Origin of the sequence: Streptococcus sp. SGI.013, from assembly GCF_050315295.1 — a bacterium.
In the GTDB taxonomy this organism is placed as follows: domain Bacteria; phylum Bacillota; class Bacilli; order Lactobacillales; family Streptococcaceae; genus Streptococcus; species Streptococcus porcorum.
Genome location: NZ_JBNPOS010000010.1, coordinates 1 through 16,565, shown reverse-complemented (window position 1 = coordinate 16,565; position 16,565 = coordinate 1). Strand labels below are relative to the sequence as shown.

The following is a 16,565-nucleotide window of genomic DNA, read 5'->3' as shown; positions in this document are numbered from 1 at the left end:
TTTTTATATATTGAGAGGTAGATATGAAATTAAAAGAAACACTGAATCTTGGAAAAACGGCTTTTCCAATGCGAGCTGGCTTACCCAATAAAGAGCCACAATGGCAAGCGGCTTGGGATGAAGCAAATATTTATGCCCGTCGTCAAGAACTTAATGAAGGAAAACCAGCCTTTCATTTACATGACGGCCCCCCATATGCGAATGGTAATATTCATGTTGGTCATGCCTTGAATAAAATTTCTAAAGATATTATTATCCGTTCTAAATCAATGATGGGATTCCGTGCTCCTTATGTTCCAGGATGGGATACTCACGGTCTTCCGATTGAACAGGTCTTAGCTAAACAAGGTGTTAAGCGTAAAGAGATGGATTTAGTGGCTTATCTTGAAATGTGTAAGGATTATGCCCTAAGCCAAGTTGATAAACAGCGTACAGATTTCAAACGCTTAGGTGTCCTTGGGGACTGGGAAAATCCTTATATTACCTTAACAAAAGATTATGAGGCGGCTCAAATTCGTGTGTTTGGTAGTATGGCAGATAAAGGCTATATTTATCGTGGGGCTAAGCCAGTTTATTGGTCATGGTCATCTGAATCGGCTCTTGCAGAAGCTGAGATTGAATACCATGATATTGATTCAACATCACTTTATTATGCGAACAAAGTTAAAGACGGTAAAGGGGTTCTTGATCAGGGGACTTATATCGTGGTATGGACGACGACACCATTTACCATCACCGCCTCTCGTGGTTTGACAGTCGGACCTGATATGACTTATGTTTCTGTGAAACCAAATGGACAAGATCGTCAGTATGTGGTAGCAGAAGCTTTGGTAGATCAACTAGCCACTAAATTTGGTTGGGAACAATTTGAAATCATTGCTACTTATAAGGGGTCTGAATTAGAATACATTGTAACAGAACACCCTTGGGATACAGAAGTTGAAGAATTAGTTATCTTAGGTGATCATGTCACCACAGATTCTGGTACAGGTATTGTTCATACAGCCCCAGGTTTTGGTGAGGATGACTATAATGTTGGTATCAAGTATAATTTAGAAGTTGCAGTTACAGTTGATAGTCGTGGGATCATGATGGAAAACGCAGGTCCAGATTTGGCAGGGCAATTTTATGATAAGGTTGTTCCTACTGTTAAGGAGAAGTTGGGAGATTTACTTCTTGCCAGTGAGGTCATTAACCACTCTTATCCATTTGATTGGCGTACTAAAAAGCCAATTATTTGGCGTGCTGTTCCACAATGGTTTGCTTCAGTCTCTCAATTCCGTCAAGAGATCCTAGATGAAATTGAGGCAACAAACTTTTATCCAGGATGGGGAAAAACACGTCTTTATAATATGATTCGTGATCGTGGTGATTGGGTTATTTCACGTCAACGTGCTTGGGGTGTCCCCCTGCCAATTTTCTATGCTGAGGATGGGACAGCTATTCTAACTAAAGAAGTAACCGATCATATCGCTAATCTTTTTGAAGAGCATGGTTCAATTGTTTGGTGGCAACGTGATGCTAAAGAACTTCTTCCTGAAGGCTTTACTCATCCAGGTTCTCCTAATGGAGAATTCACCAAAGAAACAGATATTATGGATGTTTGGTTTGATTCAGGTAGCTCATGGAATGGTGTGATGAATGCTCGTGATCATCTTTCTTATCCAGCTGATCTTTATCTTGAAGGGTCAGATCAATATCGTGGTTGGTTTAATTCTTCTCTGATTACTTCTGTTGCTGTTAATGGGCATGCACCATATAAGGCTGTGTTATCTCAAGGTTTTGTTCTTGATGGTAAAGGGCTTAAAATGTCTAAATCACTAGGTAATACCATTTTACCAAGTGATGTTGAAAAGCAATTTGGAGCAGAAATCTTACGTTTATGGGTGACTTCTGTAGATACCTCAAATGACGTTCGTGTATCAATGGAGATCTTATCACAAGTATCAGAAACTTATCGTAAAATCCGTAATACTTTACGTTTCTTGATTGCCAATACCTCTGATTTTAATCCAGCAACGGATAAAGTGGCTTATGAGAATCTTCGATCAGTTGATCAATTCACAATGGTTAAGTTTAACAAATTAGTGGGACAAATTCGAAAAGCCTATGAAAACTATGACTTTATGGCTATCTATAAGGCCGTTGTAAACTTTGTGACTCTTGATTTATCAGCTTTTTATCTTGATTTTGCAAAAGATGTTGTTTACATTGAAGGGGCAAATGCTGTGGCACGTCGTCAAATGCAAACAGTATTTTATGACATCCTTGTGAAAATCACAAAACTATTGACCCCAATCCTTCCACATACATCAGAGGAAATCTGGTCTTATCTTGAGTATGAAGAAGAGGAGTTTGTCCAATTAGCCGAAATTCCAGAAGTGGAAGCTTTTGCAAATGAGGCAGACTTACTTGAAAAATGGGAAGCTTTCATGAACTTCCGTACGCAAACGCAAAAAGCTTTGGAAGAAGCACGTAACGAAAAAGTTATTGGTAAGTCACTGGAAGCGCATTTGACTGTCTATGTGAACGCAGAAACAAAAGCTCTATTAGATTCACTAGAAGCAGATATCGCACAATTATTGATTGTTTCTGATCTAACAGTCTTAGAAGATAAGGCTCCAGCAGAAGCAACAGTGATTGAAGACCTTGCCTTTACTGTTGAAAGAGCAGCTGGTGAAGTTTGTGAACGTTGCCGTCGTATTGATACCAGTGTGACTGAACGTCCTTATAAAGCTCTTATCTGTGATCACTGTGCTACAGTAGTAGAAGAAAATTTCCCTCAAGCAGTAGCTGAAGGATTTGAAGAAAAATAAGTATAAAAAAATGAGATTGAGTGTAAAACGCAATCTCGTTTTTTATATTAAAAGATAAGGTATGTCCTTTTAGGGAACTTATCTAGCTCTATTTAGATCGAAGTATATTTGTAAAAAGAATCAAGTCAGTAGTCTTTTATTGTAAAAAAACTGGATAAACCAGCTTTTAAATAATAGGGATGGAAATTTCAATTAAATTAGAAGTGTGGATTGTTTTGATTTGTTCTTGCAGAATGCTAGTTTTGTCGATTTTACGCTTGAGGAAAAATTCACGAATTGTTTCAAGTTCATTTTCTTTAATGGCGCGGTGCTTGTTGGTGATCACTAACTCATAGTGTTTAGGAGCTTGTGTAAAAATGACATCTGTGTTACCAGCAGAGTAAGTTTCCACTAGTGTAGCATCAGTATTTTCCAGTTGACTACGAACCAAAGCTGAGTGGCTACGAGTTGTATTGATTAATTTCATAATTTTCCTCCTCAATTTCTTATAGGTCTATTATAGCACTAAACTAGGAGTGAGACTAGTCTTGCTGTGATTTTTTCCACATTTCGATACCCCATTTATGACTTCCTCGCTTGAGTTTTTCAATAGCCGTATCAACTGGAAACCAAGCAATATGGTTAAAATCCTCAAGTGGTTGACTAATTTCTTTAAAAGAAGTGACCTCATAGATGTATGCAGGATTGTAAAAATATTTATCACGATGGCTAGAGTAAAAATACTCATCAGCTTGTCCATAATATTGTCCAAGAGTTGCTGAAAAACCAAGTTCTTCAAGTAATTCACGTTCAAGGGCTGAAAAATGATCTTCATTTTCTTCGATTTCGCCTCCAGGTAGAAACCAGGCACCGTTAGGAGCTTGAACTAAAATAATCTGATCTTTAGTTAGGTTGGGAATGACCGCATAAACACCATAGCGGTTATGATAACTGACCTGCTCAATTTTTTCACCGAAAGTTGGATTCATGATAATTCTCCTTTCACAGTATTATACTATAAAAGTTAGCGCTTGCCTAATGAAATTGTTTGAAAATTGAAAAAAGAGTAAGATTTTTCTTACTCTTTTTAGTTATCTTCGGATTTTTTAGAAGATTTAATCATAATATGCCCATTGCTGGTCATCACGGCTTTAAGTTGTCTTTCACTCGGATTTTCAAGGTAGAAGTCAGTGATAGCATCTTCAATGTGATCCTGAATGGTACGACGGAGTGGTCTTGCTCCCATTTTAGGATCATAGCCGAGATCAACTAGCTTTTCTTTTACTTTATCGGTCACCTCAAGATGAATATCGTTAGCTGATAAGCGCTCATTGACATTAGCTAGCATAAGATCAACAATTTGCAGTAAATTGTCTTTGCTGAGAGGTTGGAATTCAATAATCCCATCAAAGCGGTTCATAAATTCTGGACTAAAGAAATCACCGAGTTGGTTCATCACAGAGCTAGTTCGTCCTTCGCGTGCAGCTCCAAAGCCAACAGATGCTTCAACTTTGCCTGTTCCAGCGTTTGAGGTCATAATAATAATGGTATCCTTGAAACTTACTGTTCGTCCTTGACCGTCTGTTAAACGGCCATCATCCAAGACTTGTAAAAACATGTGCATCACATCAGGATGTGCTTTTTCAACCTCGTCAAGTAGGATGAGAGAGTATGGATTGCGGCGAACTTTTTCAGTTAATTGTCCTGCCTCATCATATCCAACATAACCAGGAGGAGCTCCAACCAGTTTGGCAACGGCATGTTTTTCCATATATTCACTCATGTCAAAACGAATCATGCTATCAGCAGAACCAAATAGCTCAATTGCGAGCTGTTTGGAAAGCTCAGTTTTTCCAACTCCAGTTGGTCCTACAAAAAGGAAACTACCAATAGGACGATTCGGAGAACCTAGTCCAACACGATTACGACGGATGGCTTTTGCAATTTTATCAACGGCGGTATCTTGACCGATGACGTGAGCTTTTAAATCTTCTGCCAGATTGACCAACTGGGTTTGTTCTTTTTCTTTAAGATCACCAACAGGGATATTCGTTTTTTGCTCTACAATGGCTTCGATAGTTTTTTCTGTAATAATAGGAACATCTTGTTCGTCAATTTTAGCATTTTGTAGTTCTTTATACTTGACAATTTGATCACGGAAGTAAGCTGCGCGCTCATAATCTTCATCACGTGTTGCTTGAGCTTTGAGATTTTCAGCTTCAATTAAACGTTGATCGATTTCTTTAGGGTCCACAAAATTAAGGGTCAAGTTTAATTTTGAGCCAGCTTCATCTAATAGGTCGATGGCTTTATCTGGTAAGAAGCGGTCTTGAATATAGCGATTTGAAAGGATAGCAGCAGCTTGAATAGCCTCGTTAGTGTACTTAACATGGTGATAATCTTCGTATTTTTTTTGAATGCCTTTTAAAATTGTAATAGTTTCTTCAACACTTGGTTCATCTACTTTTACAGGCTGCATACGTCGTTCCAGTGCAGCGTCTTTTTCAATGATGCGGTATTCATTGAGAGTAGTTGCTCCCACCATTTGAAGCTCACCACGAGCTAAAGCAGGTTTTAAAATGTTACCGGCATCCATATTACCTTCGCTTGTACCCCCTGCTCCAACAATTTCATGGATTTCATCAATAAAGAGGATAACATCTTGACGGCGACGAATCTCATCCATTAATTTTTGCATGCGCTCTTCAAATTGTCCACGAATACCTGTTCCTTGAACTAAACTAACGACATCCAAACGAATCACTTTTTTAGCTTGAAGTTTTTGAGGAACATCACCATCGATAATCTTTTGAGCTAATCCTTCAACAACAGCCGTCTTCCCAACACCAGGTTCTCCAATGAGAACGGGGTTATTTTTAGTCCGACGGTTTAAAATTTCAATGACACGAATAATCTCCTCGTCACGTCCGATAACAGGATCAATATTACCTTTACGAGCAATCTCTGTGACATCAATTCCAAATTCGTCTAGCAGGCCTTTTTCTTGAGGTTGTGAGTTAGGACGGGGACCATTGGTAAAACCGCCATTCCCACCACCAGGTCCTCTTTGACCAGCTTGTGTGTCGGGAGTTTTAGGGCGATTAGGAGTATTAAAGGCTCTAAAATTATTTAAATCTCCAAAGAAATCATCAAAAAATGGATCCATACTATCTTGGGTTGTTTGTCCATTTAGTCCGCCTAAAATCGTTTGGCTAGGATCAGTCTTCATAATTTGATAACAATTTTGACAGAGGTCAATTTGTTTTTGTTGTCCGTTAATATTTGTATAGAGGTGAATGGTAGAATCATTCATTTTGCAATTTTGACACAGCATATCTTTTCCTCGATTTCTATCTAGATTTCAGACCAGATGACTTTTTTGGTCAAACTTGGTCAAATATAAGTTCATTATAGCACTAAAGCTGTTAAAAGACAATTTTTGAGCATGATTTTATAAAATTATAAAAATAAAGTTTACATTTATGAATAAATATACTAAAATAGTATAAAAATACAAAAAAGAGGTAAACCAATGGCACAATCATTTTTAAAAGAGATTGATTTTACAAAAGAAGAATTATTGCATTTCATCAAAAAGTCTGAGGAATTTAAACAACTCAAAAAAAATAAGGTTCCTCATCGTTACCATGAGGGCTTGAACATTGCTTTGATTTTTGAAAAGGCTTCAACCCGTACACGCTCTGCCTTTACGGTGGCAGGTCAGGATTTGGGAATGGCTGTCACTTATTTAGGAGCAGGGGAGATTCAATTGGGGCAAAAGGAGTCTGTTGAAGATACGGCTAAGGTTTTAGGGTCTATGTTTGATGGGATTGAATATCGTGGGTTTAAACAAGAGGATGTTGAAACGCTGGCTCAATACTCAGGTGTACCTGTTTGGAATGGTCTGACAGATGAGTGGCATCCTACACAGATGATTGCTGATTTTTTAACCATTAAAGAAGTCTTTGGGCATTTGGAAGGTTTGCATTTGGCTTATTTGGGAGATGGACGTAATAATATGGCTAATTCGCTTTTGGTCACTGCAGCCAAGCTAGGTCTAGATATTTCTATCATTGCCCCTAAGAGTCTGCAGCCTGATAAGGAAGTTCTCGCTATTGCCAAACAACACCAAACAGGGGGACAGATCACGGTTACAGATGATGTTGAAGCGGTTAAGGGAGCTGATATTCTCTATACTGATGTCTGGGTATCCATGGGAGAAGAGGTGGACTTTAAGGAGCGTATTGATTTGCTGATGCCTTACCAGATCAACGCGGAGCTTTTAGAAAAAGTAGAGAATAAAGACGCCATTGTTTTACATTGTTTACCAGCTTTTCATGATACTAAGACGCAGATCGGTCAAGAACTTTATGACAAATATGGCTATGAGGCTTTAGAGATAACGGATGACGTTTTTAAAACTTACAGTCCATATATCTTCCAAGAAGCAGAAAATCGCATGCACTCAATTAAGGCTATTATGCATGAGACACTAAAAAATAGCTAAAAATAAGGGCTTTGCTTGTTAGAATCCCTAGTTTTATGATAAAATAGAGTTGTCTATAAAACGATTAGAGGAGAAAAGATAAGATGGAATCACATTTAGTGAGAATTATTAACCGCCTTGAATTAATGGCGACAGATGGCGGAAACTTGAAACGCAATTTTGAGCGTGATGGTGTTGTTGTCGCAGAGGTTGCATTTAACAATGATCCAGAAAATGGACCAGTGTTTACCCTTCGTGATATGGAAGCGCGTGAATCTTACACATTTGATAGCATTGATTTAATTGCTATGGAAATTTATGACCTACTTTATTAAGATATAGAAAAAGTCCCAGAGCTAGCTCTGGGACTTTTTCTATATCTTAATAGGATAAAGGCTTGGAAAATTCCAAGCCTTATGATTTTATTTAACAGAACCGCCTGTAATGCCTTCAACGTAGTATTTTTGCATGAACATAAATAGCAAGGTGATTGGAATAGCGATAAGAACAGATCCTGCAGTAAAGGACATAAACCAGTCATTGATGGTATCTTGTTGCAACATAGAGAAGAGTCCAATAGCAACGGTGTATTTATTAGTGGCGTCACCAAGAATAACTTTAGCAAAAATGAAGTCCATCCAAGGTGCGATAAAGGCCATCAAAGCAGTGTAAACAATAATTGGTTTTGAGAGTGGCAGTGTAATCTTGAAGAAAATGTCAAGACGTGTTGCCCCATCGATCATTGCTGACTCATCCAGTGAGTAGGGGATGGTGTCAAAGAAACCTTTTGCAATATAGAAGCCTAAAGCTGCTCCTGAAGAGTAAACAAGAACTAAGGCTGTTAAAGTTTGGTCAAGGTTAAGAGCTTTTAAAATATAATAAACAGCAATCATACTCATAAAGCCAGGGAACATATTAAGTACAAGAGCTAGCTTTAAAAAGCCATTTCTGTGTTTAAATTTGATTCGGCTAAGAGAGTAGGCCATAGCAACAGTAATAAATGTTGAAATAACACAACTAGCTAAGGCAACGATAAAGGTATTTAAGAACCAACGTCCAAAAGGAAAAGAGCTATTTGTAAAGAGTTGAACGTAATTATCTAAAGTAAAGGTTTTAGGGATGAAGTAAGGGACATAGGCTGTTCCTTCACCACGAAAACTGGTCAAAACTACCCATACAATCGGAAAAAGCCAAATGATGGATAAGACTGTTAGAAGTGTATAAACAAAAGCTAAATTTAATCGTTTTTTATTTTGCATTATTTGGCTACTCCTTCTTTGTAAGATGCTGTTCTAGTATAAGCTAAAAGACTGAAGATAGCAGATAGAACAAAGATGAGGATTCCGACAACTGAGGCGATGTTGTAATCAGCAGCAGTGACGGTCAGGTTATACAACCAAGTTACCAAAAGATCAGTTGAACCTGCTTGGTAGTATTCAGAGTTAGTTGGTCCACCTTGTGTAAGAAGGTAGATGACGTTGAAGTTGTTGATGTTTCCGATAAATTGTTGGATAAGGGTTGGTGTCATGATCAACAGAATTTGAGGGAAAGTGATGGATTTAAAGATTTGGAATTTGCTTGCCCCATCAATTTCAGCAGCTTCAATTTGTTCGCTAGGAAGGTTCATGATGATCCCCGTAGCAACTAACATAGTGACTGGGATTCCGACCCACATATTGACAAAAATGATAGAGAATTTAGCCCAGATTGGGTCTGAGAGAAACGGAAGCGCGTGTTTAATCAAGCCCATATTCATCAATAGTGCATTAAGTGGTCCTTCATCGTTAAGAAGGTTACGCATGATTAATAGTGAGATGAATTGGGGCACTGCCATGGTGATGACAAAAATGGTTCGCCATACTTTTTTCCCTTTTAGCCCTTTGGTGTTAATAAGAAGAGCTAAAACGATACCAAAAAAGAAGTTAGTAACGGTAGCAAATACTGCCCAAATTAAAGTCCAAGATAAAACTGGGAAGAAGGTTCCAGCCATACGACCAGTAAAGATATTTCCGAAATTGGTTAATCCGACCCAATCAAAAAGTGATTTAGGTGGGAGGTGATTGTGGTCATAATTGGTAAAGGCAAGAGTGACCATATAAATAAGAGGGAGGATGGTAAAGAGCAAGACCCCTAAAAGAGGAATAGCCATTAAGGTCATATGGAAACGTCCATTGGCTAACGTTTTAAAATCCTCTTTGAAGCTTGGTGCAGGCTCTCCTTCGCGTTTTAAGACATAGAGATTACGCGCACTCTTTAAGTTACACCAGTAAATGTAAGCAAATATTGCACAAAAGATGAGTGATGCCAGCCCAAAAATGAGAAGGAGCATGGAGTTGTCACCTTCTACGGCAACTTGCATTTTAATCCCATCGATTTCTTTTGTGACCATTCCTTGAGATTTTGTACCAAGGGTGATCAGACCTTTGATACTTGGAATAATTTGGCTAAAGAAAGCGATAAGAAACAAGATTTGGGTAGATAAGAATAAACTTCCTTTCACAATTTGCTTATTAGCAAAGTTAGCAAATCCCATCACAAGAAAAGATAACTTGGTTTCTAGTCCACCTTTTTGAAAGGCTTCTTTGACAGAAACAGAATCAAATAGATAATTATTATTCATTTATGCCTCCAAATGATAATTAGTAGTTAATGTCTTCTAAAATCATCAAATAGTGAGAACCTTAGAAGACATTGGCTACTAACTAATAAATAAAATCGGTGAGGAGATCACTCCCCTCACCAACTTACAAGATTATTTTGTATTAGCAATATCTTCATCGAATTGTTTAAGTTTATCGAGGTAGTTGCTTTCTTTAATTTTACCATTGTAAGTATCGCTTAGGATAGCTGCACTTTCTGTCCAGAATGTTGACATTTGACTAAGTTTAGGCATAACAACTGTGTAGTCTGAAGATGATGCCATTTGTGTCACAGCTTGAGCTAGGATATTGTTTTGAACATCACTTGATTCTTGTACTTCTTTGTTTGAAGGGACAATGTTACGTGTTTCAAACTGATTTTTTTGGCTTTCTGCACTTGTTAAGGCTGCGGCAAGTTTATAGCTAGCTGCGATACGTTTTGTGTCTGTTCCAGCAGGTGCTTGGTTAACAGCGTATAGTTTCACACCAAGGAAGGCTTTTTGTTGGACTTCTTTATCACCGATAGTAATTTTTGGATAAACAGCAACACCGAGGTTTTCAGCACCAACGGCTTTGACAGCAGCATCATAATCCCATGGACCTGATTCGATAGCAGCAACAGATCCATCGCCAAATTTAGACATCACGTTGTTAGCATCAAGGTTAACAAAACCAGAATTATCTTTTTGAGCAGCAATCCATTTGAGAACAGAAACACCTGCTTCATTACCCCAGTTTGTTCCTTTTGGATCTTCACCAGATTCACCAAATAGAGTATCGCCTACAGACATGAAGAGTGGGCCTGTGACATAGGCATTCATTTGTTTAAAGGTTGCACCAAATGTCGCTTTAGATGTAATGGTTTCGTATGACTTCACATCTTCTTCAGAAAGTTTTGTTTTGTTGTAGAAGAGAACTTGTGATTCAACACCAAATGGGAACGCATAAGTTTTTCCTTTGTATTGAGCACCAAGAAGGGCTTGTTCTGTATCATTTTTCTCGATAGCTGCAGCGTATTGTTCTGGGATTTCTTGGATAACACCAGATTCAACGAGTTGTCCAAGTTGATCGTGTGGTAGTGAGAAAACATCAGCAGCTTTAGAAGGATCTTTTTTCACATTTTCTTGTGCTTTGGAATCATTTGATTCGATAATCTTAACTTTGATTCCTTTATTTTCTTTTTCAAACTGCTTAACAGTATCTTGATAAGATTTTTTAGCTCCAGTTGGAACCCAAAGTTTGATAGTAGTCGTATCTGCAGCTTCAGCTTTAGGAGCATTGGCAACAAGAGCTGCACCAGCAGCAAGTGAAAGAACAGCTGTGCTTATAAGCACTTTTTTCCAAGATTTCATACTTTTCTCCTCCAAAATGGGATATAAATTATTTACAAGACTATTATGCAATCGTTTGCAAAAAAAGTCAAGTACTTTTGCAATATTTTTTTATTTTTTTTAAAAATAGGGTTAATTCACCACTAAAATGTCTTACATAGTATGCAAACAAAGAACAAGCGTTTGCATAAAATTATTGATTTTTTATAAAAAAGGTGTAGAATGAAAAATGAATTGAAAGAATAAAGGAGATATTTATGCAAAAGAAATGGTGGCATCAAGCTGTAATTTATCAAATCTATCCTAAGAGTTTTAGAGATACCAATGGCGATGGTATCGGAGATCTTCAAGGGATTATTAGTAAGTTAGATTATTTGGACTATTTAGGGATTACTGCTATCTGGTTATCCCCAGTTTATCAGAGTCCAATGGATGATAACGGCTATGATATTTCTGACTATGAAGCTATTGCACACGAATTTGGTTCTATGGCCGACATGGAGATGCTACTAACAGAAGCAAGACGTCGCGGTATTCGTATTATTATGGATTTAGTGGTCAACCATACCTCAGATGAGCACGCTTGGTTTATAGAAGCTAAGGCCAATCCGTCTAGTTCAGAAAGAGAATATTATATTTGGAGAGATGAGCCTAATGCTTTGGATTCTATCTTTGGAGGCTCTGCTTGGGAATATGATGATGCTTCGGGCCAATACTATCTTCATTTTTTTGGTAAAAAACAGCCTGATTTAAATTGGGAAAATCCAGTTCTTCGTCAAAAAATATATGATATGATGAATTTTTGGATTGATAAGGGAATTGCAGGTTTTCGGATGGATGTGATTGATATGATCGGTAAAATCCCTGACCGCTTGATAGCTAATAATGGTCCAAAACTTCATGATTACCTAAAGGAGATGCATTCACAGACGCTTTGTGGGAAAGATTTGTTAACTGTTGGTGAAACCTGGGGAGCGACACCTGATATCGCAAAACAATATTCTAGACAAGAAAATCATGAGTTGTCAATGGTATTTCAATTTGAACATATTGGCTTACAACATGAAGAAGGCAAAGACAAGTGGTCGTACACAGATCTTGATGTTCCTCGTCTAAAATCTATTTTAAGCAAGTGGCAGACGGATTTAGGTGTGACAGAGGGTTGGAATTCACTTTTTTGGAATAACCATGATTTGCCTAGGGTGTTGTCTATTTGGGGCAATAGTGGCGTTTACCGAGAAAAGTCTGCGAAAGCCTTGGCTATCTTGTTACACTTGATGAGAGGGACGCCTTATATTTATCAAGGAGAAGAAATAGGGATGACCAATTATCCCTTTGAAAACTTAGATCAAATAAATGATTTAGAATCTCTTCATTTTGCCAAGGAAGCGAGCACAAAGGGAGTTAGCCAAGAAGCTATTTTGGATGCTATTCGAGTTGTAGGGCGAGACAATGCAAGGACCCCGATGCAGTGGGATAATACTGAGAATGCTGGTTTTTCAAATGGAAAACCTTGGTTAGCCGTTAACCCTAATTATAAAACTATCAATGTCGCCAAAGCTCTAGCGGATAAATCATCTATTTTTTATACCTATAAAGCTTTGGTTAATTTGAGAAAAACACAAGATTGGTTGGTAGAAGCAGATTATGAGATTCTGACAACAGCAGATAAAGTTTTTGCTTATTTAAGAAAAAATGAGGAGAAGACTTATTTGGTTGTGGTCAATCTATCAGATGAAAGCCAAAGCTTCTCATCTAGATATGATATGGTGTCAGAGGTGATTGCTAATAGACCTTACCCTAAAACCTTAAAAAAAGTTGATTTAGAACCTTGGGATGCTTTTTGTGTAGAGGTAGAGTAGATGAAACAGGATTGGTACCAATCAGCAGTTGGATATGAAATTTATCCAAGAAGTTTTTGTGATAGTAATGGTGATGGAATCGGTGATATCAAGGGTATCATTTCAAAGCTAGCTTACTTAAAAGATCTAGGGATTGATTTTATATGGATAACACCGATGTATGCCTCCCCCAATGTCGATAATGGTTATGATATCTCGGATTACTATGCTATCAATCCTGAGTATGGAACTTTAGAAGATGTCAAGGACTTGATTCAACAAGCTCATGAAATGGGGATAAAGGTATTGTTTGATTTAGTGGTCAATCATACATCAGATCAACATCCTTGGTTTCGGGATGCTAAATCCTCAAAAACCAGTCCTTACCGAGATTTTTACCATTGGAAAAAGGGAAAAGATAATCGTCCTCCTAATGATTGGATAGGATTTTCAGGTTTATCGACTTGGACCTACGATGCGTTAACTGATGAATATTATTTTCATTTATTTGATCAGAAGCAACCTGATTTGAATTGGAAAAATCCGAAACTAAGACAAGCGATTTATAATATGATACGATTTTGGTTGGAGTTAGGGATTGATGGCTTTAGAATAGATGCTATTAGCCATATTCAAAAGGCAGATTGGGATGTAAAACTTCAAGATTCAAAGGGAGATGGAGCTTATCAACCCTTTATGAATGTTTCAGGGATTGAAGCCTATCTCTCTGATATGAAGGCGATTTATGAAGAGTATGATGTCTTGACAGTTGGTGAGGCAAGTGGTGTCTCCAGTCAAGAGGCTCCTAAATGGACTGGTCCTAATGGTTATATGAGCATGCTGTTTGAATGGGAGCATAATTACCGTTTTGAAACAGGTAAAGGAGATGTTGTCAAATTTATTGAGATTTTAGACCGTTGGCAAGTAGATATGCAAGAGCAGGGGTGGTTGGGCTTATACTTAGAAAATCATGACCTTCCTAGAATTATTGATACCTTTGGTGACGGGAGTGAGGATTCTGCAAAAGCCTTTGCGGTAGCTTACTTTTGTTTAAGGGGGACACCTTTTATCTACCAAGGACAAGAAATTGGTATGACAAATGGTGATTTTAAAAGCTTAGAAGAGTTCAATGAACCTAAAATGAAGCGACGTTATGAAAGTTATCGTCAACTTTTAGCAGATAAAGAGGCTTTTGAGCGGGCTAAAGCTTGGAGTAAGGACAATGCTAGAACACCGATGCAATGGGATGCTAGTTGCTATGCTGGTTTTTCTACAGTAAAACCGTGGCTAAGAGTGAATAGTCAATATAGAGAAAAAAATATCGCTTTAGCCCAAAAGGATGAGCAATCTGTATTTTATCTCTATAAGAATTTGATCAACCTACGTCATCATTCTCAGGCAATAGCAGTCGGAAACTATCAGCGTATCTCAGTAGGACATGAGGCTGTATTTGTCTATCAGCGGCAAAGTCAAACAGAATCGTGTTTAATCTTAGTGAATTTAACAGCTGAGAAAGTCTCAATTTCTATGCCTAAAGTGATAAGAGATAAAAATTGGCGACTAGTATTGTCGTCTGAAAAAGAGGGGCTGGAGCTTAAAAAAAGCCTGTCATTACCAGCATATTTTTATGCTGTTTATCAAATATGAAAAAATAAAGAGGTGAGTTATGGAACAATTGGAGAGATTAGACGAAATTATAGCAAATATCAAATCTATCAAGGGTGCACAAGCCCTTATTGGAATTGGAACCACAGGCAGTGATAGAGAGAGAATGGATGATTATTCCGATCTTGATTTTTTTGTCATAGCTGAGAAAGATGAAAAACCAGACTTGTTAGATCAGCTGGATTGGTTGGAGACCCCAACGGCTAGCTTGGTTTTTTCATTTAAAAATACGCCAGATGGCTATAAAGTTCTTTATTCAGATGGCATCTATGTTGAGTTTGCTGTTTTTACTGAAAAAGAGTATCAGGAGGTTCCTCTGGCTTGTGATAAGGTCTTATGGAGTCGAGAAGAGATTAGTTTAAAAGGTAAGCATGACCCTGTGCGAACTAATCCTGACTGGTATTTTAACGAAGCAATTACCAATTTATATGTTGCCAAAATGCGTGTTCTTCGTGGTGAGGTGATTTCAGCTCACTATTACTTGGATCATGCTGTAGATGATATCATGACAGGGATTACCCTTAGTCAAGAAAGTCTGCATAAAGAGTCCATTGACTGGGCAAATCCTGCTCGTCGATTTGAAAAGCATTTTCCTGCAGAAGCTGCTGTGGTGGATGAGATTTTTGCCAATTCTACTAAAGTAGGCATTAAGTTAGCCTTCAAGCTTCTTGAAAATTATATTGAGGTTAATAAAGAGTTGGAAAGTCTTATTAATGATTTTTAATAGAGTTTATCCTTGAACTTCTTAACTTGATATGTCAAAATATAATGAGGTAAAATGAAAGGAGGATAGAAATGGTTACGATAAAAGATGTAGCAGAAAGAGCAGGAGTGAACCCCTCGACTGTCAGTCGTGCTTTAAAGGATAGCTCTGCCATCTCTCAAAAAACCAAAGATAGAGTGAAAAAAGCCATGGATGAACTTGGCTATGTTCCAAATGTAGCCGCAAAGATGTTAGCATCAGGCTTGACGCGCTCTGTTGGTGTGATTTTGCCTCCTCTAACAAAAGACCGTGTTGCTCAGCCTTTTTTCATGGAGATTTTAACGGTCATCAATAATGAAGCTAAAAAACGCTCCTTTACTGTTTCTATTGCCACTGCCAGCACAGTGGAAGAATTAACTGAGCATGTTGAGTTAATGTACAAGCAACGACGTGTTGATGGCTTCATTGTTTTATACTCTCAAAAAGATGATCCTGTTCGCGAGTATCTGACAGCGCAGAATATTCCGTTTGTTGTGGTGGGTGAGCCAGAAGAGCTGGGAAATGAAATCACATATATTGATAATGATAACCAGTTAATGGGGAGAACAGCTGTTGATGTTTTGATAGAAAACGGACATGATAAGATTTTATTTGTCACAGATGATTTAAATGGTCAAGTCTTTTCAGAGCGTTATTTAGGTTATCAGATTGAAATGACTAAAAGAGGACTGGTAGCAGAATATCCAATCTTATTTGATAAGGAAGATGCTCTTAGCTTAGATGCCTTTAAGTCTCTATTAGATAAGACTGAGGCAACTGCTTTGGTGGTTGTCGATGATATGTTGTCTGTCCGTGTGATTCAATTTTTATCTTTTTATGATATTAACGTCCCACATGACGTGTCGATTGTTTCTTTTAACAATTCATCTTATGCAAAAATTATTCATCCTTACTTAACCACTTTTGATATCAATATTCCTCAACTGGGTAAGGCGAGTTTAGCACGTCTATTAGATAAACTAGATGTGAGTAAAGATGAAAATGAAAAGGTTATTGTTCCTTTTACATTGAAAAAAAGAGAGAGTGTTAGAAACTTAAAAAAATA

The 16,565-nt window shown here is 37.7% G+C and carries 13 protein-coding genes; 7 read left to right on the top strand and 6 right to left on the bottom strand.

Going from position 1 to position 16,565, the window contains the following annotated elements:
* Nucleotides 1–23 precede the first annotated feature (23 nt).
* Nucleotides 24–2,816, top strand: a complete 2,793-nt coding sequence (ileS, locus tag ACQRDX_RS04055) for an isoleucine--tRNA ligase (protein ID WP_427894747.1) — start codon at nt 24–26, stop codon at nt 2,814–2,816.
* Between the two features lie 166 nt (nt 2,817–2,982).
* Here ileS and ACQRDX_RS04050 read toward each other — a convergent pair whose 3' ends face one another.
* The 3 genes from ACQRDX_RS04050 to ACQRDX_RS04040 all read right to left on the bottom strand — a co-directional run bounded on the left by ACQRDX_RS04050 (nt 2,983) and on the right by ACQRDX_RS04040 (nt 6,129).
* Nucleotides 2,983–3,282: a DUF1827 family protein gene (locus tag ACQRDX_RS04050; RefSeq protein WP_354369851.1), complete on the bottom strand. Its 300-nt coding sequence runs from the start codon at nt 3,280–3,282 to the stop codon at nt 2,983–2,985.
* Nucleotides 3,283–3,337: 55 nt separating this feature from the next.
* Complete coding sequence (locus ACQRDX_RS04045) at nt 3,338–3,784, bottom strand: NUDIX domain-containing protein (protein ID WP_427894744.1); 447 nt, start codon at nt 3,782–3,784, stop codon at nt 3,338–3,340.
* Nucleotides 3,785–3,882: 98 nt separating this feature from the next.
* The gene (locus ACQRDX_RS04040) at nt 3,883–6,129 is read right to left on the bottom strand and encodes an AAA family ATPase (RefSeq protein WP_427894741.1); all 2,247 of its coding nucleotides are present in this window, start codon (nt 6,127–6,129) and stop codon (nt 3,883–3,885) included.
* 198 nt (nt 6,130–6,327) lie between these two features.
* On the opposite strand from ACQRDX_RS04040, the gene argF reads away from it, so the two are divergent.
* Nucleotides 6,328–7,302, top strand: coding sequence for an ornithine carbamoyltransferase (gene argF, locus ACQRDX_RS04035; RefSeq protein ID WP_354367473.1), 975 nt, complete (start codon nt 6,328–6,330; stop codon nt 7,300–7,302).
* Nucleotides 7,303–7,385: 83 nt separating this feature from the next.
* Nucleotides 7,386–7,616: a DUF1797 family protein gene (locus ACQRDX_RS04030; protein ID WP_354367471.1), complete on the top strand. Its 231-nt coding sequence runs from the start codon at nt 7,386–7,388 to the stop codon at nt 7,614–7,616.
* 87 nt (nt 7,617–7,703) lie between these two features.
* Here ACQRDX_RS04030 and ACQRDX_RS04025 read toward each other — a convergent pair whose 3' ends face one another.
* The 3 genes from ACQRDX_RS04025 to ACQRDX_RS04015 form a co-directional block, all read right to left on the bottom strand.
* Nucleotides 7,704–8,540 (bottom strand): sugar ABC transporter permease, encoded by an 837-nt coding sequence (locus ACQRDX_RS04025; RefSeq protein WP_354367469.1) that lies wholly within the window; start codon nt 8,538–8,540, stop codon nt 7,704–7,706.
* Nucleotides 8,540–9,901, bottom strand: a complete 1,362-nt coding sequence (locus tag ACQRDX_RS04020) for a carbohydrate ABC transporter permease (protein WP_427896493.1) — start codon at nt 9,899–9,901, stop codon at nt 8,540–8,542. The genes ACQRDX_RS04025 and ACQRDX_RS04020 overlap by 1 nt, the downstream gene beginning before the upstream one ends.
* 132 nt (nt 9,902–10,033) lie before the next feature.
* Nucleotides 10,034–11,272: an extracellular solute-binding protein gene (locus ACQRDX_RS04015; protein ID WP_427896491.1), complete on the bottom strand. Its 1,239-nt coding sequence runs from the start codon at nt 11,270–11,272 to the stop codon at nt 10,034–10,036.
* Between the two features lie 236 nt (nt 11,273–11,508).
* Here ACQRDX_RS04015 and ACQRDX_RS04010 point away from each other — a divergent pair, with 236 nt between their 5' ends.
* The 4 genes from ACQRDX_RS04010 to ACQRDX_RS03995 all read left to right on the top strand — a co-directional run.
* Complete coding sequence (locus ACQRDX_RS04010) at nt 11,509–13,113, top strand: glycoside hydrolase family 13 protein (protein WP_427896489.1); 1,605 nt, start codon at nt 11,509–11,511, stop codon at nt 13,111–13,113.
* Nucleotides 13,114–14,739, top strand: a complete 1,626-nt coding sequence (locus tag ACQRDX_RS04005; RefSeq protein ID WP_427896487.1) for a glycoside hydrolase family 13 protein — start codon at nt 13,114–13,116, stop codon at nt 14,737–14,739.
* A gap of 19 nt (nt 14,740–14,758) precedes the next feature.
* Complete coding sequence (locus ACQRDX_RS04000) at nt 14,759–15,481, top strand: hypothetical protein (RefSeq protein WP_427896485.1); 723 nt, start codon at nt 14,759–14,761, stop codon at nt 15,479–15,481.
* A 71-nt stretch (nt 15,482–15,552) separates the two neighbouring features.
* On the top strand, nt 15,553–16,565 hold a 1,013-nt coding region (locus tag ACQRDX_RS03995; RefSeq protein ID WP_427896483.1), incomplete at its 3' end, for a LacI family DNA-binding transcriptional regulator.